Source organism: Rufibacter immobilis (assembly GCF_003721565.1).
In the GTDB taxonomy this organism is placed as follows: domain Bacteria; phylum Bacteroidota; class Bacteroidia; order Cytophagales; family Hymenobacteraceae; genus Nibribacter; species Nibribacter immobilis.
In genome coordinates this window covers 80,809-103,205 of sequence record NZ_RJJE01000001.1, presented here as the reverse complement: position 1 = coordinate 103,205, position 22,397 = coordinate 80,809, and the positions used below count along the sequence as shown (strand labels likewise).

At 52.2% G+C, this 22,397-nt stretch carries 18 protein-coding genes; 7 read left to right on the top strand and 11 right to left on the bottom strand.

The genetic code is table 11. The features are described 5' to 3' along the window. Nucleotides 1-4 precede the first annotated feature (4 nt). The 3 genes from EFA69_RS00425 to EFA69_RS00415 form a co-directional block, all read right to left on the bottom strand. Nucleotides 5-409, bottom strand: a complete 405-nt coding sequence (locus EFA69_RS00425) for an EVE domain-containing protein (protein WP_123131123.1) — start codon at nt 407-409, stop codon at nt 5-7. Between the two features lie 80 nt (nt 410-489). Further along, a complete protein-coding gene (locus EFA69_RS00420) occupies nt 490-1,257 on the bottom strand; it encodes a glycosyltransferase family 25 protein (protein ID WP_123131122.1) in 768 nt (255 codons plus the stop codon). A 63-nt stretch (nt 1,258-1,320) separates the two neighbouring features. Then, a complete protein-coding gene (locus EFA69_RS00415) occupies nt 1,321-1,710 on the bottom strand; it encodes a hypothetical protein (protein WP_183906639.1) in 390 nt (129 codons plus the stop codon). Between the two features lie 227 nt (nt 1,711-1,937). Here EFA69_RS00415 and EFA69_RS00410 point away from each other — a divergent pair, with 227 nt between their 5' ends. From EFA69_RS00410 to EFA69_RS00400, 3 genes are all read left to right on the top strand, one after another. Continuing rightward, nucleotides 1,938-3,653, top strand: coding sequence for a helix-hairpin-helix domain-containing protein (locus tag EFA69_RS00410; protein WP_123131121.1), 1,716 nt, complete (start codon nt 1,938-1,940; stop codon nt 3,651-3,653). Between the two features lie 42 nt (nt 3,654-3,695). Continuing rightward, nucleotides 3,696-4,796: an HNH endonuclease gene (locus tag EFA69_RS00405; RefSeq protein WP_148041214.1), complete on the top strand. Its 1,101-nt coding sequence runs from the start codon at nt 3,696-3,698 to the stop codon at nt 4,794-4,796. A gap of 77 nt (nt 4,797-4,873) precedes the next feature. After that, nucleotides 4,874-5,206 (top strand): DUF962 domain-containing protein, encoded by a 333-nt coding sequence (locus tag EFA69_RS00400; RefSeq protein WP_123131119.1) that lies wholly within the window; start codon nt 4,874-4,876, stop codon nt 5,204-5,206. A 69-nt stretch (nt 5,207-5,275) separates the two neighbouring features. Here the strand turns inward: EFA69_RS00400 and EFA69_RS00395 are convergent, their stop codons facing one another. The 6 genes from EFA69_RS00395 to EFA69_RS00370 all read right to left on the bottom strand — a co-directional run bounded on the left by EFA69_RS00395 (nt 5,276) and on the right by EFA69_RS00370 (nt 12,485). Continuing rightward, nucleotides 5,276-6,859, bottom strand: a complete 1,584-nt coding sequence (locus EFA69_RS00395) for a PQQ-dependent sugar dehydrogenase (protein ID WP_123131118.1) — start codon at nt 6,857-6,859, stop codon at nt 5,276-5,278. Between the two features lie 99 nt (nt 6,860-6,958). Beyond that, entirely contained in the window at nt 6,959-7,831 is an 873-nt protein-coding gene (locus tag EFA69_RS00390) for a helix-turn-helix domain-containing protein (protein WP_123131117.1), read from the bottom strand. 72 nt (nt 7,832-7,903) lie between these two features. Continuing rightward, nucleotides 7,904-8,308 (bottom strand): DUF983 domain-containing protein, encoded by a 405-nt coding sequence (locus tag EFA69_RS00385; RefSeq protein ID WP_123131116.1) that lies wholly within the window; start codon nt 8,306-8,308, stop codon nt 7,904-7,906. Nucleotides 8,309-8,537: 229 nt separating this feature from the next. Beyond that, on the bottom strand, nt 8,538-10,367 hold the full coding sequence (locus tag EFA69_RS00380; RefSeq protein WP_148041213.1) for an outer membrane beta-barrel family protein: 1,830 nt from the start codon (nt 10,365-10,367) through the stop codon (nt 8,538-8,540). Then, the gene (locus EFA69_RS00375) at nt 10,309-10,950 is read right to left on the bottom strand and encodes a carboxypeptidase-like regulatory domain-containing protein (protein WP_123131114.1); all 642 of its coding nucleotides are present in this window, start codon (nt 10,948-10,950) and stop codon (nt 10,309-10,311) included. The genes EFA69_RS00380 and EFA69_RS00375 overlap by 59 nt, the downstream gene beginning before the upstream one ends. Before the next feature lie 137 nt (nt 10,951-11,087). Continuing rightward, nucleotides 11,088-12,485, bottom strand: coding sequence for a S41 family peptidase (locus EFA69_RS00370; protein ID WP_221175642.1), 1,398 nt, complete (start codon nt 12,483-12,485; stop codon nt 11,088-11,090). A gap of 258 nt (nt 12,486-12,743) precedes the next feature. Here EFA69_RS00370 and EFA69_RS00365 point away from each other — a divergent pair, with 258 nt between their 5' ends. From EFA69_RS00365 to EFA69_RS00350, 4 genes are all read left to right on the top strand, one after another. After that, nucleotides 12,744-13,808, top strand: a complete 1,065-nt coding sequence (locus EFA69_RS00365) for a sensor histidine kinase (protein WP_123131112.1) — start codon at nt 12,744-12,746, stop codon at nt 13,806-13,808. Nucleotides 13,809-13,876: 68 nt separating this feature from the next. Continuing rightward, on the top strand, nt 13,877-14,629 hold the full coding sequence (locus EFA69_RS00360; protein WP_123131111.1) for a LytR/AlgR family response regulator transcription factor: 753 nt from the start codon (nt 13,877-13,879) through the stop codon (nt 14,627-14,629). Nucleotides 14,630-14,890: 261 nt separating this feature from the next. Next, nucleotides 14,891-16,228: a M16 family metallopeptidase gene (locus EFA69_RS00355; RefSeq protein ID WP_183906637.1), complete on the top strand. Its 1,338-nt coding sequence runs from the start codon at nt 14,891-14,893 to the stop codon at nt 16,226-16,228. A gap of 74 nt (nt 16,229-16,302) precedes the next feature. Beyond that, nucleotides 16,303-18,390 carry a M16 family metallopeptidase gene (locus EFA69_RS00350; RefSeq protein WP_123131109.1) on the top strand — a complete coding sequence of 696 codons (2,088 nt, stop codon included), beginning with the start codon at nt 16,303-16,305 and terminating at the stop codon, nt 18,388-18,390. A 141-nt stretch (nt 18,391-18,531) separates the two neighbouring features. Here the strand turns inward: EFA69_RS00350 and EFA69_RS00345 are convergent, their stop codons facing one another. Then, nucleotides 18,532-20,274, bottom strand: coding sequence for a T9SS type A sorting domain-containing protein (locus tag EFA69_RS00345; RefSeq protein WP_148041212.1), 1,743 nt, complete (start codon nt 20,272-20,274; stop codon nt 18,532-18,534). Between the two features lie 241 nt (nt 20,275-20,515). Beyond that, nucleotides 20,516-22,276, bottom strand: coding sequence for a T9SS type A sorting domain-containing protein (locus tag EFA69_RS00340; protein ID WP_123131107.1), 1,761 nt, complete (start codon nt 22,274-22,276; stop codon nt 20,516-20,518). Nucleotides 22,277-22,397 lie beyond the last annotated feature (121 nt).

Genomic DNA, 22,397 nt, shown 5'->3' with positions numbered 1-22,397 from the left:
CGTGTTATTGGCCCATGCGCAGCAGAATCTCAAACTCCTCGGGAGAAAGAGGCATCACAGACAACCTGGATTGCCGCAGCAGGGCAATGTTCTGCAACCGCTCCTCTTTTTTGATCTGGTCCAGGGAGACAGGTTGGGCAAACGCCTGCTCGGGCACCAGGCTTACCGCCAGCCAGCGGGGCTCATTGGCGGTGGGGTCTGGATAGGCTTCTTTGCTTACTTTGGCCACGCCCACAATAGATTTCTCAGAGACGCTATGGTAATACATGACCAGATCGCCTTCTTTCATCTGTTGAAGGTTGTTGCGGGCCTGGAAGTTGCGCACGCCGTCCCAGGTGGTTTCTCCATCGCGCTGTAAGTCAGTCCAGGCGTATTTCTCGGGTTCAGATTTTACGAGCCAGTAGTTCATATAAATAACGGAAAAATTCAGTAAATGTAAAGCAAAGGGAGGACCTTTCTAAAAATTTTCAGGGAAAACAGACCCCGTACTTAACTGTGGAGGTAAGAGATAGGTGCCTCCTCCAGTACCTGGTACTGCTGATTTATGATCTTAGGTAGAACCAGATAAGCCTTTACCAGCTCATTGGTGGCCGCATAGGCCAATAAGTGGTCTGGGAAGAAAGAAATAGGTGTCTGTAGCTCGGCTAATTTCTTCGCCGCAGAATACGTAAGGGCATACGCATGGGTGCAGTCATGATAGCCGGATTTGTAAATGTGTTTCGAAATCTGTTTCGGGTACAGGTTACGGATAGCAGTATGGGTGTGCTTAAGCAAGCCAAGCGAATGGATCAGATGGTAAAACAACTTCTTTAGCGGGGCGTTTGCCGGCGGAACTTCATGCAGGGCAAACCCGAAGTAGAACAACTCCCAATCATTAGGCAGCTCAACGAAGACCTCTGGGAGTAACGCTAGATTCTGGGTGTCCAGTACCACATCATCCTCCAGAATCAGGACTTGCTGGTAACGGTGCATGATGATGTCCTCATAGATCAACCGGTGGCTCCAGGAGCAGCCAACCATGCCCGGGGGCATGGGTTTGCCGTATCTGTGGTGTTTCTTGGCAAGAGCTTCGTCATAGATGCCGGCCGCGTTCAATTCCGCAAGAGAGAATTCTTTTTTGTCTTTTCCATAGAAAAATTCATAGTTAAGCCCTTTCAGTTCTTTTTGGATATGTGCGTGTCTGTCATTCGCCCTGTGAAGGGTAATCACATATATCTTATCATACCTCTGGTTGAGTAGATCCAAGTACTGCTGCATACAATAGCGAGCCTATCTAGAAAAGACGTAAGAGACTAAAAACATAAAAAAGTACAGGGTTGGCTAATCAGTCTTACGCCGGATTTTAAGTAAAGTAGGCGTGGCCGAGATGATCTCAATCTGCTCCGGCTCATGCTGGGCGTCTTTGAACTTGATCTGCAGCAGGTTCTTGCCTCCGGCTTCCCAAGTGCCGGGTTGTTCCTCCAGGCCGTCTGTGGGCGCTATGCCGTACCGGATAAACGTGCCGTCTTTCTGCAGCATAAAACCTGTACGACCTCTGGAGGGAGGAAAGTCAAAGGTGTTGGGGCGGTAAGAGCGCACGTCGGCAGAGTCTTCTTCATAGGAGTAGAGCCAGGTTTGGCCGTAAACAGCATCTGGTACGCTTACACCGTCGCCACATTGAAAGGCCATCAGCCCCATGGTCAGGAGGCAAAACAGAGACAGGTTTTTCATGCGGGGAAGGTCTTTTAGAATCTATTTTAAACGCAAAGTTGTCACAAGATACAAAAGAGTTCCTACCTGCCGCCATACGGGCGCTGGGAAGTGCGTTTAGCGGCTCTTTTTCCGGAATTGAGGCAAAACCAGTCAGTCTCCCAGCTTACACCCAAGACTCGGAACTCAGGACTAACATACGCAGTATGTTCCTTATCTTTGTCTAAATCCCATTAGCAAGCATACCCGTGGAGAACAAAGAACTCATTCGTATGTTCCGGCTCACGGCTTCTTTGATGGAGCTGCACGACGAGAACCCGTTCAAGATAAAATCATACACCAACGCCGTTATGGTGCTGGAACGCCTGGAACAGCCCATTCACCAGATGAGCCAGGCCCAACTGGAGAAGCTGGACGGCATTGGCAAGGGCATGGCCGCCAAGATCATGGAAGCCATCCAGACGGGCAGCCACGCCGACCTGAACCGGCTGCTGGAAACCACCCCCGAGGGTGTGGTGCAGATGCTCAACATCAAGGGCATCGGCCCCAAGAAAATCAGGACCATCTGGAAGGAACTGGGCGTGGAAACCACGGAGGGCCTGCGCGAGGCCTGCGAGCGGAACGAGCTCTCCAAACTCAAAGGCTTCGGGGCGAAAACGCAGGAAACCATTCTGCAGGCACTGCAATACTCAGAGGACAGCAAAGGCAAACTGCTCTGGGCCGAGGCCGAGCCGCTGGCGCTGGATTTGCTTCAATTCCTGAAAAACAGGCCCGAAACGGCTTCCGTGGAACTGGTGGGCGACATGCGGCGCAACTTGGAGATTGTAGATACCCTGCAGTTTCTGGTGAGCCTGCAAGACGACCGCTCCTGGCCTGAGTTCCTGAATGAAATTCCCGGCATTACATCTGTGGAGCATCTTTCTGGACCGTTCGTGTGGCGCGGGCAGTTAGTAGGGGCAGGGCTGAAGCTGGAGGTGCGGCAGGTGCCGGAGCGCCGCTTCGCGAACCAGACCTTGCTGTACTCCGCTAATCCGCACTGGCTCATCCAGCCCCTGAACGAGAACGGAGATACGCTTATGGCCGAGGCCTACGGCGAACCGGCTGCTTCTGAAGAGGAGATTTTCCAGCGGCTGAAACTGCCGTTCATCGCCCCAGAGCTGCGCGAAAGCGTACGCGTGCTGGAACTGGCCAAGGAAAACAAACTGCCCACCCTGCTTCAGGACAGTGACCTGAAAGGCATTCTGCACAACCACAGTACCTACTCAGACGGCGCGCATACGCTGGAGCAGATGGCGGTGCACTGCCAGCAACTAGGTTACGAATACCTGGGCATCTGCGACCACTCCAAATCGGCGTTCTATGCCAACGGGTTGCAGGAGTTCAGGGTACAGACGCAGCACCAGGAAATTGAGCGGCTCAACCAGCAATTGGGCCCGTTCAGAATCTTCAAAGGCATTGAGTCTGATATCCTCGCCGATGGGTCTCTGGACTATGACAATGATGTGCTCGCGTCCTTTGACTTTATTGTGGCTTCCATCCACAGCAATCTCAAAATGGACATCGTGAAGGCTACAGATAGACTGGTGACCGCCATCCACAACCCCTACACCACCATGCTGGGACACCCCACCGGCCGCCTGCTCCTGCGCCGCGAAGGCTATCCTATTGACCATAAAGCCGTGATAGACGCCTGCGCCCAGAACCAGGTAATCATTGAAATCAACGCGAACCCCTGGCGCCTGGACCTGGATTGGCGCTGGGTAGAGTACGCCCTCAGCCAGAACGTGATGCTCAGCATCAACCCAGACGCCCACAGCATGCGCGGCTATGAAGACATGCGCTACGGCGTACTGGTAGGACGCAAAGGCGGCTTAACGGCGGAGATGACGTTCAACGCCAAAAGCAGAGATGAAGTAGCCGCGTATTTTGCAGAGCGGAAGAAGGCCAAGAAGAAAGGAATTTAAGTTATCTTTAGTATGTGATGCTAATTCGATAAATTAAATGTTATGGATAATCTTACTGTATACACATTCAAAAGTTGGGTTAATGAATTAATTAGATTCACAAAGCACTATACAATTGAGTTTATATCAGGTTGTCCAGATAATAAAATGAAAGGGCTTACTCCTAAAAGAGAAAGGGTTTGTAGATTCTGTGGGCGAAATAACACACAAACAAAATTCAACAAGATTGCTCATACAATTCCTCAACTACTTGGGAATAAACATTTAGTTTCTGATGATGAATGTGATATCTGTAATTCCCTCTTTTCTTCCTATGAGAATGATTTGACAAACTTCTTAGGTTTAATAAGAACTATTTCTGGAGTAAAGGCTAAAGAGAATATTCCTAAATTTACATCTAATGATGGGGCTCTTGTTGCTAAATATGGGGAGTTTGATGGATTAAGTGATTGTGTTAAGATTGAGCAAAGTAATTTTGAAAAAAAAGTATTTGAGATTAATGATGAGTTAGGTAGGGCAGAGATACGATTCTTAAAGAATCCATATACACCGATCAAAGTATATAAGGCATTTCTGAAAATAGCATTAGCTGTTATTCCAAAGGAATACATGAAGTATTATCAGGAAAGTGTCAGGCTTCTATTTGAAAATAGATATGATGAGGTACTATCTGAGTTGTTTAAAGTGGTACATTACCAATTACCACTAGAATACAGTGATAAGAAACCAAGTTGCTTTATTTTTAGGAAGTTAGATGATAATGAGAAGTGTGTCACCCATATATTCTATCTAAGATATTTAAACAACGTTTATGAGTTTATTATTCCATTGCATTCTGAAGATCTAAAACATGGTCTTTACAGAGGTGGAAACAAGGTTGTAGTGCCAATGTGCCCACCTCTGTTGTTTTCCATGCCTAAAGATGATAGTATTTGTGGAGTTAATATGAAAGATTTATCATCGAATATCAGATTGAAAGAGGAAGAAAAGATTGAATTTGATTTTCCTCCGAATCTTATAAGTAGCACTATATGCATCAATCCAAAAACGGGTGAAGTAACAGACCATATTTTCGATCCAAATGATATCGTAGCAATGTTGCTTGCACCTGGTGGCTCAAAGATTAACCTTCCCAATAACTGATCTATCTAATAGAGCTGATTGAATAAATACTTCTGTATTCATAGAAATTTATTGTTTCTTTTATCTGGATGTATCAAATGATGCCTCAACCAACTCCTTCTCCCCGCATCACCTCCTTCAAAGAGTTCTACCCGTTCTACCTGCAAGAGCACCAGAACACCACCAGTCGGGTGCTGCATTTTACAGGCACAGGGCTGCTGCTGATCCTTTTGGTGGTGACGTTGTTCCTGGGCCGTTACTCTTGGCTGTGGCTGCTGCCGGTCATTGGCTACGGGTTTGCGTGGGTGGGGCATTTCTTCTTTGAGAAAAACAAACCGGCTACCTTCCAGTACCCGTTCTATAGTCTGGCCTCAGACTTTGTGCTGTTCTTCCAGTTGCTTACGGGGAAACAGAAATTCAGAGCAAAGTAAACTTTCCCTTCTATCCAACTTTGCGTTTAGGGGCCGTTTTTCCAAAAACAGCCCCTAAACGCAAAGTTTCTATTCTTCCTTTCTGGTAGCGGCAGCCTTGGTGGGGGCAGGGCTGCGTTTGGTGGCCCCGGTGGCTTTTTGAGTGGCACTGCCTCCCTTTACGTAGGTAAATTCCAGAATGGCTCCCTTGTACTGGCTGCCTTTGGGATCTTCGCCCGAGGGGCCGGAGGTTACCGAAGAACTGTCTACGGCTAGGTACAGTTTCTTTCCGTCTGGTGAGATAGCCAGGTCCCGGTACCGGATCTGGGATTTGTGGAAGTAGGAGAGAGTATCGCCGGAGGGGGCGGTGCCCGATGCATTCAGCGGTACCCTGATGAGCTTCCCAGATTTGAGCGTGGGAATAAGCAACGAGTTCTGCCACCCCGGAATAGCCGAAGCGGTATAAACGTCAATGCTGCTGGGCGCATCAGAAGGCCATTCTGGCGACGCTTTCTCATCGTTTCGGGATTGCGTCATTATGTTCCGGATGAAGGCCTGGGAGTTGGGGTAGAGACTCAGGAGAGGGTCGCGGTAAGTGTCTTTCCCCAGGGCGGTGGCGTTCTCTTTTTCGCTTTTGATGGTGGGGTAGGTGGTATGCCACTCGCCGGGTAAGTTAGAGTGGGTACTTACCCCGGCGGCCAGTCCGTTGTAGTTGTTGTCGGCGTACCCAATAATAAGCGGGTGACCGTAGTTTTTGCCCTTCTCAATAAGATTCAGCTCATCGTCAGAAAAAGGACCGTGCTCACTGGCGTAGATTCTTCCGGTGCCGCCAATTAGCGCGTACGCCAGCCCTTGAGCGTTGCGGTGGCCGTAGCTCCAGACGGCGTTCTGTTTCTGGGGTTTGGTAAACGGATTGTCATTGGGAATCCAGCGGTCATATTCCCCTTGATCTTGGTCTGGCTCCAGATTGAACCGAAGCACTTTGCCTTCATAGCTGCTAATTTGCTGCGCGTGGTTAGGTCTGCCCACGTTCTTGAACTGCCCCGCGCCCATGTCACCCACGGTATAAAACAGAAACGGCTGGCCATTGGCGGGCGCAATGAGCAGGCGCCCCGAGTTATGGTCGTTGCTGCCGGGAATGCTGTCACAGAGCACCAAAGGGTTCACCAACCGTTGCGCCTTCGGCTGATATTCATACCGCACCACGCGCATGGTGAAATGACAACCGCCAAAGTTGGGGTCACAGCCGCTGCCGGTCTGGTCTGCCCCTGCAAACTCATATGCATAGGCCAGGTACACGTAGGGTTTACCCGTGAGAAGCTGCGGGTGCAGGGCCATTCCCATCAGCCCGCCCTGGGGCCAGGGTTTGCCGCCATCTTTTTGGTCTGGAATTTTGTCATATCTGGGGAAGTTGCGGGCCGAATTCAGGTCCAGCAGCACGGTCTGGGCCCCGGTGGCCGGATTAAGCCTGCTTACCCGGTATCCTTTAGCTTCGGTGACCCACAGATGCTGATCGGGGCCATAGGTTACTTCCCAGGGGTCGCTGAGTTTGTCTTTCACCACCCGCAAGGTAAAGACTTCGCCCTTGGGCCCGGTAAGGTTTTGGGCCGAGGTGGGGCTGGCCGCGCAGAGCACCAGCAAAAAGCAGGAGAGCAGAAGAAAGAAACGTAGCATGGGCAATAACTGAATCTGACGTTAGGACACAGATTCTTTAAACCCCCACCGTTGCCATTAGGTTGTTGAAAAGTAGGCGCTAAGGAGCAGAAACCGTATTTATCCTTTCTGCCGGAACTGCTCTGGCGTGGCCCCCGTGTGTTTCTTGAAGAACCGGCTGAAATAGGAGTTGTCCTCAAACCCAAGCGCCAGCGCCACCTGGGCAATGTTCAGGTGCGGCGAGTGGGTGAGCAGACGCTTGGCTTCCAGAATAAGCCGTTCCTGCAGCAGGTCTGTGGTAGTTTTGCCCAAGTTCTCTTTGCAGAGCTCGTTCAGGTACTTGGGGCTCAGGTGCAGGGCGTTGGCGTAGAACGCAATGGGCTGGTGCTGGCGGTAATGCTGCTCCACCAGTTTTTCCAGCTGGTACAACTGGTGGGGCCAGGTGCTGGTGCCGCTGCGGTGTTGCTGGCTGGGGTACAAGCGGCTTATCTGAATGAGCAGCAGGTGCAGGTACGCCCGCAGCGCATCGGCTTGCAGCGGGAGCGCCGCTTTGTATTCGTTTTGTATACTTTGGAATGTTTGGGCCGCCGGAGCCAGTGTCTGGGCATCTGCGTACAGAACCGGCGCATGTTGCCAGGACCTGAAAAACGGGAACTGCCTCAGCGCCTCACTTTCTTGCCCGTTGGAGAAAAACGCGGGGGAAAAGAACAGCAGCGTGCCTTGGGTGTCTGGCGATAAGTTCCAGGCATGTACCTGCCCCGGCGTGAGGAAGAACAGGCTGTGGGGCTTCACCTCATAGGCGGTGAAATCTATGGTATGGGTGCCGGAGCCTTGCCAGACGTGCAGGAGCAGGAAGAAATCGTGTTTGTGCGGCGCCTCTATGAACGCGTGTTTCTGCTGGTGCGTCTGCAAATCTACCACATGGAAACCCTGGGCCATGCCCCGGGCGGCGGTAAAATCTGGGATACGGTAAACCGGTAGTTTTTCGGGCATAGGCCAAGAGACAGCGGGGAGCCCGCTGGTTTGGGCCTAATTTGGGAAAAACGGCTCAGAAACAGAAATCTTCTAGTGCCCCCGGGCGTGCGGACGGGCGGCGGCGTTAGGATCATAACTGATGAAAATATTGATCCAGATGGCCCTAGAAAGCTTGAAGATAGCCGGCAGAAAAAGTACTAGGGTAAGGGTGAGCGCCCCTACAAACATGAGCATGGTTACTTCGTTGAAAACCAGTAGCATGAGCAGCACCATAATGAGCGTAGGGCCGGTGGTAAGCCCGTAGCTCACATACATGGCGCCGTAGTAATACCCTGGCTCGGGCTCATACACCTGCTGGCAAATCGGGCAATGCTCCTTCATCTGCGAGAACCGACTCCAGCTCAGGAGGCTGTTGTTCTCAAAGAGGTCGCCTTCGTGGCAGCGGGGGCATTTGAGTTTGAAAATGCTATATAATTTAGATCCTTTACCTAACATCAGTACCGTTCATCTGTTTCTACAAAAGTACGTGTCTCTTCCCGGGAAAGATAGGACAAATGGCGGGAGTTGCGGTGATTTTTGTCTTAGGAGGGAAGAATGAGGGTTTGCAGATCTGGTTCTTTAAGGGCTTGCCATGCGGCACCTGGGCAGTGCTTTTAAAGGTTAGTTGCGTTTAGGGGCTCTTTTTCCAAAAAGAGCCCCTAAACGCAACTGAACAATGCAGGCCTTACTTGCTCACCCGGTTTTCCTCGTCAGAGGTGCCGGTTCTGCGGCTGCGGGCGGTTTTGATTTTGCTGTTGCCAAACTTGTAGTCCAGCGTGAGGTTGAGGCGGCGGCTTTCCCACTCGTTCTGCCAGTACATGTTCACGTTAGCGTACCTCAGGTGAGCCCTGAAACGGGCGGTGTCAAAGATGTCGTTCAGTTTCAGGCTCACGGTGGCGCGGCCGTCCAGAAAGGTTTTCTTGCCGCCAATGCTCATGAGGTAAGACGCCTTGTTCCGGAAAAGCCCAGACACCGAGGGCGAGCTGTAGTACGCCGAGTACTGCACGCTGAAGTTCTTAGGCAGGATGAAGTTATGGTCGGTGCTGAGGTCCCAGGAGAACTGCTCCTGGTTATATTGCTCGCCCTGCACGGGAGTGGTCACTTTGTTCAGGCTGCCCTGTACCTGCAGGTTGGCGTTCCACCACTTGCGTACGGGCAAGGTGCCGCCGCTACTGAAACTAAGGGAACGCGCGCGGCTCAGGTTCTTGGGCGTACTGATGCTCTCCTTAGTGTCATCGTTCTGGGTAACCACCTCCATGACAAAATCCTTCTCCTGCAGATAGCTGATGCTCAGCACCTGAAAGCTCTTGAACGAATAACTGACCATGAAAGAGTTGGAGAACGACGGCTGCAGAAACGGATTGCCCAGAAGGCCCGTGTACGGATCTGAGTAAAACGTGAACGGGTTCAGGCTCCGGTAGTTGGGCCTACTGATGCGGCGGCTGTACGAGGTGGAGAACTGATGGTCCTCTGAAGGGGTGTAGCCCACAAACACGCTGGGGAAAAACCGCCAGTAATTGCGGTTAGCTACATTTTTGAGGGTTAGGGAATTGCCTTCGGAAATGGTCTGTTCGGCTCGCAGCCCAGCTTTCAGGCTCAGGGCTTTGCTTACTTTCTTACTCAGGCTCACATACCCGGCGTTGATGTTCTCGTCGTACAGGAAGTGGTTGGTGCGGCGCACATCATTGAGCCAGCGGTCTTCCTCCCGACGCTCAAACCTGATGTCGGCGTCATTGCGGACCCAGCTGCTCTTCCAACCCGTTTCCGCTTTCCAATTATTGGCCAAGGGATGCACGTAGTCCAGTTTAAGGGCGAAGATACGCACATCGGCATCTGAGAAACTCTGCAACTCTTCCAATGCATTTTCGCTCACCACGGTTTGGCCAAAAAACTGGTTTGTGAAAAGCTCATCGGCGGCATTGCGGTAGCGCACAAAGTCAGAGTCAAAGGTGAGCGAGCGGCCGGTGGTGTCTATGTCAAATTTGTAGTTGACGTTGAGGCTGTAGTTGTGGGATGTTACATCGCGCGGGTTGTGCATCTGTACGTTGCCAATGGGGTTGCCAGGCACATCATAGTTCACCGAGTTGCTGGTGGTGAGCACGTCTTGCGGCGAGGTGTAGCCTTTGACCATGAAACCCACCGTGTGTTGCTTTGAGATGAAATAATCGGCCCCGGCCACCACGTTCACGCTTTTAGTGATGGGGTGCCAGAAGTTCACGGAGCGGTACAGGCTGTCTCTGATCTCCCGCTCCATGGTGAGGCGGTTGTAGGAGTTGTAGTGGCCCGTGTTCAGGCGGGTGTAGAAACTCACCTTGCCCAGGTTGTAGTTGAGGTTGAGGCCAGCCCAGGCTTTCTCATATTTCCCGTAGCCGGTGCCCGCGCTCAGCGTCCCGTTCATGCCTTTGGTAAGTTCCCGCTTGAGCTGAATGTTGATGATGCCCGCCGTGCCCGCCGCGTCATACGAAGCCGGAGGATTGGCCATGAGTTCTACCTTGCTCACCGTTAAGGTAGGCACTCAGTTCCGCGCCGTTCATGTAGGTCATTTTGCCGTTGAGCATCACGTTCACGCCCCCGCTTCCTCTAAAGAGAATGTTATCGTCTTTGTCTATGCGTATGCCGGGGGCGTTTTTGAGGACCTCCAGCGCGTTCTCACCGGCGGTGTTCAGCTTCTCCACGTTCAGGATGAGCCTATCGGCTTGCTGCTCCAGCAGGGGGCGCTGGCCCTGCACCACCACTTCTTTGAGCGCGGTGGTCTTGGGAGTCGCCAGGATCGCGGGCACCTGCACCGGCTGGCCGTTCACCTCAAACGGTTGGCTCAGGGCGGTGTTGAAGTCAATGCGGCTGGCTTTTACCACATATCGGCCAGCGGCCACTTTCTCAAACAGATAGGTTCCCGCCTCATCGGCCATCTGGGAGTGGGCGATGGCCGAATCTGGGAGGTGCACCAGCATAATGGTGGCAAAGCCCAACGGCTGGCGGGTTTGGTCTAGCACAGTGCCCTTTACCGGAGCGCCGGACTGAGCCAGGGCTACTCCAGAGAAAAGGCAGAAGGTGAAAAGAAGAGAGAGAAGGCGGGTGGAGTAGAGGTGACAGCGCATAGGAATGGGGTTTGATAAATAGATGCTCAAAGGTGCGGGTGGTTGCTTAGGGCTGGAAAAAAATGATCCCGAGGATTCTCAAGTACTACTGGGTGCCTGTTACATAAGGAATTTGGCGGGAAGCGGCTGCGGATAGATCATGGAAACCAGCGTTGGGCAAACTCCAGCACGGCATCACGGCCCTGTGCCCTGTCTCGCTGAGTTGGTTTTACCACCACGTCTGGCTGAACGCCGTCACGGTTGTGGCGGTCTCCAGTGGGGTGGGTAAAATACTCAGAGGGAGTAGAGGCCACCAGGCGAGTATGGGGTAGCATGAAAGACATCATCTCGCCGTAATCATTGAGCGGTTCACAGGTGGCTTCGCCGATGAGCGTGCCCAGTCCGTATTCTTTGATACTCCCCGCTAAATTGTTGGCCGCCGAGAAAGTGCCCTGCCCAATAAGAAAGCAGAATTGGCCTGTGTAGAAGGGTTGCCTGGTACGGTGCGATTTGGCTTTGTAGCGGGTGGTTTTCACCAACCCGTTAGGAAGGCTTTTCAGCAACACCCGCACCGGTTTAGGAATGGTGCTGTTGACCAAGTCATACTGAAACTCCTTAGAGGGCTTGCTCAGCTTGAATTTGGTGAAGGCGTGAAAGCGGTAAGGCTTCCGGGTAAGGTAGGAGAGCAGAATCTGGCCCAGGCGCGGGTCGCCGCCGCCGTTGTAGCGCAAATCAATAACCAGCTTCTGAACACCCCGCACGTGCATGTCTGTGAAGGCGCTGTCCAGAAAGGAGATAAACCGGCTGTGATATCCCCACATGCGCCGGAAGTTGAGGTACGCCACGCTGTCTGGCAGAACCTGATAGGTATAATAGGCCGGGCTGCTAACGGTGGAGCCAGAAGGTGAGGGCTTTGGGTAAGGATTGCCTTCTACGGTGAAATGGGTGAACCGCCCTCGGTGGCTGGCCCGTACCCGGAACGGAGACCTGATGGAATCTGCGAACAGCAGGAAGTGGAGATTGTTTTTGACGTGTCTGGTGCGCCAGCAGTCCAGCCCACCGTTCAGGTTTTTGTATTTCTGGATCAAATGCCTCACCGGAATCCCATTGATGGCCCAGATAGTGTCAAAAGGAGCCAGGTGTTGCGGCTGAGACAAGTCTTTCTGAATGATAAGAGCATCATGCATGACCTCCGCAATGGTAAAAGGGAAAACCTGCGCCTCGCGATAAAAATGTTTCCACTGCTCCTGGTGGGTGACAAAGCCTAGATGTCCTTCGTTCAACTGCGCCACAACCGCACTTAGCGCAAAAATGGCTTGGAAACTGTTCAAATGGGCAGGTAACGCGGCCGCCACACTGTCTTTGTACCGGGTCAGCTGCTCCCGGCTCACAGAATGGTATAGGTTGGGGTGCGCCTGCTGTAGGGTGTGGAGCAGAAACTCTAAGTCTTCCTGCACCTGGGTTTTGGTGAACCGAGTAGTCACCAAGCTAGAGTCTGTGGGTTGGGCGTAGAGGATTTGCGCTTGGCCAGCAAAAGGACTGAAAAGAAAGGCCACGCAAACCAGTAGGCCACTCAAACATCTGAGATAAATAAAAAAGCGCATGCCGGGTTAGGTTGGGTGAAGGAATGCCCAAAGGTGCAGGGGGTTGCTCTGAGCGGGAAAAAAATGATCCCAACGTCTCCAGATTTTATCCCAAACTGCGTTTAGGAGCCGTTTTTAGAAAAAGAGCCTCTAAACGCAGGTTCACATCAGGAAAAGAGGGATTGGGATAAAAAAGGCGGAAACCCTTGCCGCTCTTTCTAGCTTTGGGACATGAAGAACCAAAAGATTGTGCTCTACCATGTGGCGGCCTGGGTCCTGTACCTGACGTACAGCTTGATAGGTATCTATATAGAACAGCCAAAGTACCCGCGGTCCCTCATGTGGCTCCAATCCTCGTTCACGCTGTGCATGGCGTTGGAGTTCTACTACTGCTACCGTTTGGTGTACCCCCGGTTCCTGAACCGCGAACGCCTGTTGGCCCTGGTGGTGGGGTTGGGGAGTGCGCAGCTACTTTTCATCCTCTGCCGGTACCTGCTGGAAGAGAATCTGTACCCGCTGGTGCTGGGGTTCCAGAATTACAGCAAAAGCACCCCTTTTCTGCATTACTTAACAGACAACCTGTACTACGCCACGCCCATGGTGGTGCTGAGCCTGGTGGTCTACAGCGTGCAGGATGCCTTTAAGAAAGAGAAGGAAAACAAACTGCTGCGCCAGGAGAAGACCCAGGCCGAGTTAGCCTTCCTTAAATCTCAGGTGAACCCGCACTTCCTCTACAACACGCTCAATTACCTGTATGCGCAGGCGTACCCCGTTTCTGAGAAACTGGCCGAGGCCATTCTCAAGCTCTCTGACCTGATGCGCTACATGCTCCATGACAGCCCCGATGGCCAGGTGGAGCTGCAGAAAGAAGTAGACTACCTGCACAGCTACATCCAGATTTTCCGGCTGCGGTTCCAGGATTGTTTCTTCGTGGATTTTCAGGTGGAGGGCTCCGTGGAGGGACAGCGTATTGCTTCTCTGTTGCTCATCCCGTTTGTGGAGAACGCCTTTAAACACGGCATAGCCGATGATGCCGCCAACCCCATCCGCCTAAAACTGGAGATGACGGGACAAGACTTGATTTTTGAGGTAGAGAACCACATCCACCACCACCAGAAAGACCAGACCACCGGCATCGGGTTACAGAACATAAAACGGCGGTTGGAGCTGCTGTACCCCAATGCCCATACGCTCACCGTCAAAAACAACGGTGATGTGTACCTGGTCACGCTGCACTTACGTTTAGGGGCTGTTTTTCCAAAAACAGGTCCTAAACGCAATAGTGCTGCCCATTAGAAAGTTGTTGGAGCTTTCTGCATTTTGGGTATTATCTTTAATTTCCTACTTCCCAACTTACAAGAAGAATGATCAGGTGTATTTGTGTGGATGACGAGGCGTACGCGTCTACCTTGCTCAAAGCCTATATTGAGAAGGTGCCGTTCCTACAGTTTGCGGGCAGCACTACCAGCCCTATTGAGGCGCTGGGCTGGGTGAGCGAAGGCCGTTGCGACCTGGTGTTCCTGGACATCCAGATGCCCGAGCTAACCGGTTTGCAGTTCCTGAAACTGGCGGGCAACAGGTGCAAAGTCATTCTCACCACCGCCTACCCAGAATACGCCTTGGAAGGGTACGAGCATGATGTGGTGGATTACCTGCTCAAGCCCATTGCGTTTGACCGCTTCCTGAAGGCGGCGCAGAAAGCGCAGGCGCAATTGCAGCCTGCTAAGGCGGCTCCCATTGGAGGTTTTCCCGATCCGCTGGTTCCCGCTGCGCCCGCCCCAGACTACATGTTTGTGAAAGGCGAGAGCAAAAACAAGTTCCTGCGCGTCAACTACTCAGATATCCTGTTCATTGAAGGTCTCAAAAACTACGTGTCTTTGTACCTGCCGCAGCAGCGGGTGGTCACGTACCAAACGCTTCGGGATTTGGAGGAGCAGCTGCCGCAACCACCGTTTTACCGGGTTCATAAATCCTACATCATCGCCATTGACAAAGTGCGCATGGTAGACGGGCACACCCTCTACATCCAGGACAAGGAAATTCCGCTGGGCGAAACGTACCGGGACAACTTTTTCCGGCTCATTAGGGAGAAGGAGCAGGGGGGAAGGCAGTCTTAAGAGGGCCTTTGTATGTAAGCTTGCCGCAGTTTTCGGCCTGTTTCCAGAAAAACATGCTTAAAACCCCAACCTGTCTTCCGCGTTGCGAAAATAAAAAATCTCTGCCCCTGTGCTGTAAGAAATACCCGCCCGCTGCTACTAATGAGCGTTAGCAAAAGGATTACCCTTGGCGATAAACCGGAAAGAGTCTCCGGTTACGGCGTTACCTGCTGCTTCACCATTTACCAGTGCACAACCCTTTATTTATTCAACCCCAACAGTATGTTATTTAAAAAGCATCTATTCGTTGCGGCGGCAGCGGCCATGCTCTCTTCTACGGCAGCGCAGGCGCAAAAAGTAGAATTCACGGAGTATGATTTACCCAACGGCTTACACGTGATCCTGCACCAGGACAAATCTGCCCCGGTGGTGGCGGTGTCTGTGATGTACCACGTAGGCTCTAAAAACGAACAGGTGGGCCGCTCGGGCTTTGCCCATTTTTTTGAGCACCTACTCTTTGAAGGCTCACAGAACATCAAGCGCGGCGAATTCATGAAGCTGGTTTCCAGCAACGGCGGCCAGAACAACGCCAATACCTCGCATGACCGCACGTTCTACTATGAGGTGTTCCCCAGCAACCAGCTCAAACTGGGCTTGTGGCTGGAAAGTGAGCGCATGCTGCATCCCGTGATCAATGAGGTAGGCGTGAAAACCCAGAACGAAGTGGTGAAGGAGGAGAAACGCCTGCGCATTGACAACCAGCCATACGGCCAGTTCGCCAATGAGATCTTCAAGCGTCTGTTCACCAAGCACCCGTACCGCTGGCAGCCCATTGGCTCCATGGAAGACCTGGATGCGGCCAAGCTGAGCGAGTTTCAGGCGTTCTTTAAGAAGTATTACGTGCCTAACAACGCTGTGCTCTCCATTGCCGGCGACATAGACGTAGCCCAGACCAAAGAACTGGTGGCCGCTTACTTCAGTGAAGTGCCCAAAGGCGAGCCGGTGGTCTACCAAAAGGTGGAGGAAGCACCCATCACCAAGGCCATTGTAGACACGGCCTATGATGCCAATATCCAGATTCCGGCCATTATGGCGGCGTACCGCGTGCCGGGCATGAGCACCAAAGACTCTAAAACCATGCAGATGATCTCTTCCATCCTTTCAGGTGGGGCCAGCTCCAAGCTGTACAAGAAAATGGTGGATGAGAAGAAGAATGCGCTGCAAGTGGCGGCCTTTAACTTCGCGCTGGAAGACTACGGCGCTTACATCACGTTGGCGCTGCCCAATAATAACACCCCTCTGAACACCTTGCTCACTGATATTGACGCGGAGGTGGCCAACCTGCAGAACAACCTCATTTCTGAGGAGGATTATAAGAAAATCCAGAACCAGTTTGAGAACCAGTACGTGACCGCCAACTCCACTATGTTGGGCGTGGCCGAGAACCTGGCCAGCGGCTACACCTTCCACAACAAGAACACGAACAACGTGAACCAAGAGCTGGAGCAGATCAGAAGCATCACCCGCGAAGACATTCAGGCGGCAGCCAAAAAATACCTGCAGCCCAATGCCCGGGTGGTATTGTATTACCTGCCCACTTCTGCAAAACCAGCTAAATAAGATTAGAGGAAAAGATTGCTTTGCGGGCAAACCATTACCTAACGGAGGTGTGCCCGCCTAACATAGAAACTACCATGAAAAAATATATTTTGATTGCCGCCAGTGCCCTTCTGCTGTTCCAGGCAGAGGCGCAGGTGAAAGTGGACAGATCCAAAAAGCCGGAGGCCGGTCCGGCCCCCGCCATTACCCTTAAAGACCCCAACACGTTCAAGCTGAAGAACGGCATTACGGTGCTGGTGGTGGAAGACCATAAACTGCCCAGAGTTTCTGCCAGTTACTTTATAGATGCCGGCCCTATCACGGAAGGGGCTAAAGCCGGGGTAGTGAACCTCATGGGCCAGATGCTGAACGAGGGCACCAAAGACATGCCCAAAGCCGCCTTTGACGAAGCCGTTGACAAAATTGGCGCTGAGGTGAGCCTGTCGCCCACGGGAGGCAGTGCCGCGGCGCTTACCCGTTATTTCCCGGAGGCATTCGCCCTCATGGGAAAAGCCTTGCAAAACCCGGCCTTCACGCAGGAATCATTTGACAAGCTGAAATCCCAGGCAATTACTGGCTTAAAAGCCGATGAGAAGAACGTGAAATCCGTTTCTGGCCGGGTAGTGAATGCGTTGTCTTACGGAAAAGACCATCCTAGCGGGGAGTTCGTGACCGAGGAAAGCATCAAGAACCTGACCTTAGCCGATGTGCAGGCGGCCTACCAGAAGTACATCACGCCTTCGCGCGGCTACCTCACCATCATTGGCGACATTAAACCGAAAGAAGCAAAAAAACTGGCCGAGAAAGTCTTCAAAGACATGAAAGGCAGTGCGCTTACCTTACCTACCTTGGCTCCGGTGCCCAACCCGGCTAAGACGGAGATCAACGTGGTAGACATGTCCAATGCGGTGCAGTCTGAGATCACGGTGACCAATTTGGTAGACCTCAAGATGAACAACCCAGATTACTTCCCGGTGTTGCTGGCCAACCAGATTCTGGGCGGTGGTTCAGAGAGCCGTCTGTTCAACAACCTGCGCGAGAAACACGGCTTTACCTACGGTGCGTATTCCAGCATCGGGTCGGGGCGGTTCCAGAGCGATTTCTCGGCCTCGGCTTCCGTGCGGAGCGCCAAGACAGACAGCGCCGTGGTGGAGTTTATCAACGAGATAAACAAACTACGCAATGAGCCGGTCACTGATGAGGAACTGGCCAGCGCCAAAGCTTTGTATAACGGTTCGTTCGCACTTGGCTTGGAGAACAAAGGCTTAACGGCTTCCTTCGCACGTAACATCCTCATCAATGAGCTGCCTAAAGATTTCTACCGGACGTACCTGCAGAAAATCAACGCCGTGACCAAAGAGGACATTCAGCGGGTAGCGCAGAAGTATTTCAACAGCACCAACACCCGCGTGGTAGTGGTGGGCAATACCTCCCAGATGCTGGACGGCCTCAAAAAGCTGAATTACCCGGTGAAACTGTATGATGCCTTCGCCAACCCAGTTACGGAAACAGCCAAATCGGCGGCAGCCGTAAACGTGAAAGCGTCTGATGTGTTCACCAATTACCTCAAAGCCATTGGCGGCGTGGAGCAACTGAAGAAAGTGAAGTCTATTGCCGCCAATATGAGCATGAGCATGCAAGGAGCCACGCTAGATGTGCAAACCAAAGCCATGGCGCCTAACAAAGAGGCCATGACCATGTCTATGGGCGGCAACGTGATCATGAAAACCAGATTCAACGGCACGGCCGGTTACCAGGAGCAGATGGGCCAGAAAAAGGCCTTAACGCCAGAAGAAGTGAAAGAGAAGAATTTAGTTGCCAACCTGTTTGAGCAAATAGATTTCCTGAACAACAAGGCTTTCAAAGCCGAAGTGACAGGTGTAGAGAAAGTAAACGGATCTGATGCCTACAAGGTGGTGGTTACCTACCCCGGCGGCAAAACCAAAACCGACTACTATGACGTGGCCAGCAAACTTCTGGTAAAAAGAGAGGAAGCCACTACCGCCAACAACATGACTATTAACAACACCTCGGAATTCAGCGACTACAAAAAAGTTGGTTCCATCCTGTACCCGTACACCCAAACCATTACCGTGTCTGCGGGCGGACAGCAACAGGTGATGGAGATGAAGGCTAAAACGGTAACGGTGAACGAAGGAGTGACCGCCACTGATTTTAATTAAGGAAATTTTCCTCTGGAGTAAATAAAAAGGGAGCAGATTAAAGTCTGCTCCCTTTTTATTTACTGTCTTTACCTATAAGCAGTAGCTGTTCCTGTTTAGGGGCTATTTTTGAAAAAATAGCCCCTAAACGGAAATCAATGGCTATTGGGCAATGACTAATTTCTGCACCAGTGTGCCTTGGTCTGTCTGAAGGTGGAGTAGGTAAAATCCGGCAGTAAGACTCCGGAGGTCAAAGACCCAACCAGCGGCAGTTCTACGGGGAGTAAGGGTGCTGATCTTAAGCCCTGCCTGATTGAGTACCTGTGCTTTCATAAGGCGTACAGATGCCGGTGCCTGTACGGTGAAGTCTGTGGTAGCCGGGTTAGGATAGAAAGAGAATTGCTGCCCCAGTCCTTCGCGCATACCGGTTACCAAAGTGGCACAAACCTCATTGGAAGCCACGCTGTTCCCACCTGCCGTACCTCCAAAATCGGCGTAAATCCGGTAGCAGAAATTGGGATTGCCAGTACCAGAATAGGTATCTAGAAAAGTAGTAACGTCTGCGTTCACCTGGCCTACCAGCGTATAGCCGGCCGAGGAAGGGACGCCAGGTTGGCAGGCATTTGGGGTGAAGGAGGAAGAGGGGCCTTCTTTGCGATAAATGTAAATGCGGCGGGCGTTGGCACAGCTATAGGTATCCCAGGTTAGCCTAATACGGGTACTGCTTTCCTGTACCGCAGACCGGAGTACCGGGGGCGGCCCCACCACCGTAATGCGCCAAGGCTGTAGGTCTTTTAGCCGTACCCCTGTAGTTGGTTGGTCCTCGGCTGTAAAAAGCACCTGGTAAGGCTCAGCTTTGATGTCCTGGCAAGACGTTTGCCAGGTAAACGCGCCGGAAGTGGTTCCTGGGATAAACGTTGCGCCGGAAGAGGAGGGTGTGAGTATACCGGCCAGTGCCGAGAGTGACACCGCGTGCCCATCTGGGTCTTGGGCCGTGATGGTTTCCTGCACAGAAGCGCCCGCTACCAGACAGACATCTTTAGGAATGGTGAGTACCGGAGGGCGATTACTGTCTTCCAGTATCATGATCTGCATGTCACGGGTTACCTGTCCCAGCAGCCGGCCGTTACGCCACTCCTCCACCACAAAGGCCACATTCACTTCACCTACCACCCCGGGCGTATTCCAGGTGAGTAACCCGGTGTATTTGTCTATGCTGAACCCCGCAGGCTTGACGGTATTCACCGGCCCTAGGAAGTTCTCTAGTCCCTGATACCCTGCTGCAATTTTACCCGTTGGGTCCCCGCAGGCGCTCAGGCTGCTTTCAGTCTTCAGCGGTACTATCTTAAAGGAAAGGCTGTCGCCGTCTGCATCATACGCGAACGGGTTGTGCTGAAAGACCTGATTCCGGACGGCGGCATCCAATGGCGCATACTGGAGCACAGGAGATTTATTGGGTCCCAGAAGTGGGTCCACCGTGAGCGTGCTCTGAAGGAAGAAGGTTTGCTGAAAAGCATTGGAGATATTCAGAACTCCTCCGTTGCGGTTAGAGCCTACATAGGTAACGGTATAGGTGCCCGCGGCTGTATACGTATGCTCAAACCTGTACACATTCATATAGGAGTTGTTGAGCAAGGTTCTGGACTCTCTGGTCACAGTCTGATGGGTGCAATCCCCAAAATAGAGGGTGGCCTCCATATCCTCATAAGTCGCTGCCACGCTGAACGTCACCAGTGTTATATAAAATTTATAAGGACTGCGTGCGGCAGTAGTGTCACTTTTGTAGAAAATGTTACCGGCTTTCAAGTGGGTAGCCTGCGCGGTAAAAGTGAATGTCAGTAAAATGAAGAACAGGACAGGCAGAAGCCATCGCTTTGCCTGGTTATGAAGGAACGCTTTTCTCATAGTAGGCAGCAAGTGCTGTATTATATATTAAATTAACTTTTGTTATAATCTTTGATTTTATAGAAATGAAATAAGCTAAAATAACTCCTTAAAGCAATTTAAATTCAAAATTTTTTAGATGTAACTGATTGTTAATAAGTGAAATATGTGCGTGGTTTAGGTGGGGAGAAGGAAGGAAGGAAGGAAGTGCTGATTTCCTGTTTAGGGGCTGTTTTTGGAAAAAGAGCCCCTAAACAGGAAATCAATGCCCTACTAACAGTTTGTGCACCAGCGTGCCCTTGTCTGTCTGGAGGTGGAACAGGTAAAACCCGGCGGCAATATTTTTTACGTCAAAGACCCAACCAGCGACAGTTTTACGGGGAGTAAGATCGGTGATTTGTTGGCCTGAGGAGTTCAGCAGGATTCCTTTCTGTACCTGAACAGAGTTGGGAGCCTGTACGGTGAGGGTGCTAGGGGCCGGGTTAGGAAAGAAAGAGAATTGCTGTTTCAACTCTTCCGCCATGCCCGTTACAAAGCGGGCGCAAACCTCGGCCGAAGCCTCACTGGTCCCGCCGGCCGCAGAGGCATATTCAGCATAAATCCGGTAGCAGTAAGAGGGATTGGTGGTGCCTTGGTCAATCTTGTCGTCTACAAAAGAGGTGGCATTCCCGTCTACCTGCCCTATGAGCGTGTAGCCTTCCGGGGCAGAGATGGTGCGTTTCCGGTTGCCTGTACCGGTGGCAGGAGTAGTCTGCTTGCGGTAGATGTAGAGCTGTTTTGCGTCTTGGTAGGTATAGGCATCCCAAGCTAACCTGATGCTGGTGTTGCTTTCCTGTACCGCAGACTTAATCATGGGGGCAGGACCTACTACGTGAATCAGCCAAGGCTGCATATCTACCAGTTTTGTCCATGTCGTTGGCGCATCTATCGCCCGGAAGACAACCAGATATGGTTCTTTCCGCACATCAGAATCTTCGGGTTTCCAGGTGAAGGTACCGGAAACTCCATTTTGGGTGGAGAAACCGGTAGCGGTATTGAAAGAGGTGGGTAGATGGGCCAGGAGGCTCAAGGAAACGGAGTGCTCATCTGCGTCAGTAACAGTAATCTCCTCCTGTAGGCTAGAGCCGGCTTTTACGTAGATTTCCCTTGGCACGGCAATGACCGGCGGTCGGTTGGAGTCCTCCCGCACATAGATCTGCATGTCCCTGATGACGCGCCCGATGAGCCTCCCGCCGCGCCACTCCTCCACCACGAAGGCGATGTTGAACTCGCCCAGCCTGCCGGGGTTATTCCACGTCAGCTGCCCGGTGTAGACATTGAGAGTAAGACCGGCGGGACGACCTGGGGCAAGCTGGCCGCTCAGGTAGTTCTCCAGCCCCTGGTAGCCGGGCGCCACCTTCCCCAGCGGGTTGCCGCAGGCGTCGAACCGGTCGAAGATGCGGGGCTCTACTAATTTGAAGGCCAAGCTGTCTCCGTCGGGGTCATAGGTGGCGGGGTTGTGCACGAACACCTGCCCCCGCACCGCCACGTCCACGGGCGGGTACTGCATGCGCGGCGAGCGGTTCCTAAGCAGCAGCGGGTCCACGGTGACAGTGGTCTGCAGGAAGAAGGTCTGCGTCACGGAGGAGGAGATGTTCACGATGCCCCCGTTACGGTTCTCGCCCACGAAGGAGACGGTGTAGGTGCCCGGCCCGTAGATGTGCTCGAAGCGGTAGACGTTCATGAACGAGTTGTTCTGCCCGTTGTCCAGCAAAGTTCTGGACTCACGGGCTACCTCCTGTCTGGTGCAGTCCCCGAAGTAGAGGGTGGCCCTCAGGTCCTCAAAGGGGGGCGGGGCCACGCTGAAGGTGACAAGGGTGAAGAAGAAGCGCCCCGGCACCGGGTTGGCCGTGGTATCTGCCACGGCGTAGATGTTGCCCGCCCGCAAGTGCGTGGCCTGTGCTGATAAGCCAGAACAGAGCAGGAAAAGAAAAACACTCAGGAAAAGATGCCAGCGTTTGCCAAAGGGTAGAGATATTGTCATATACAGGTAGAAGGGGAACTAGGGAAGATTAAATATGAGATAATATTGTGAATACATTCAAGCACTTAAAGTCAATAAATGTACTATTTGCTAATTACAGGTGCAAAGTAATTTCTTGTGC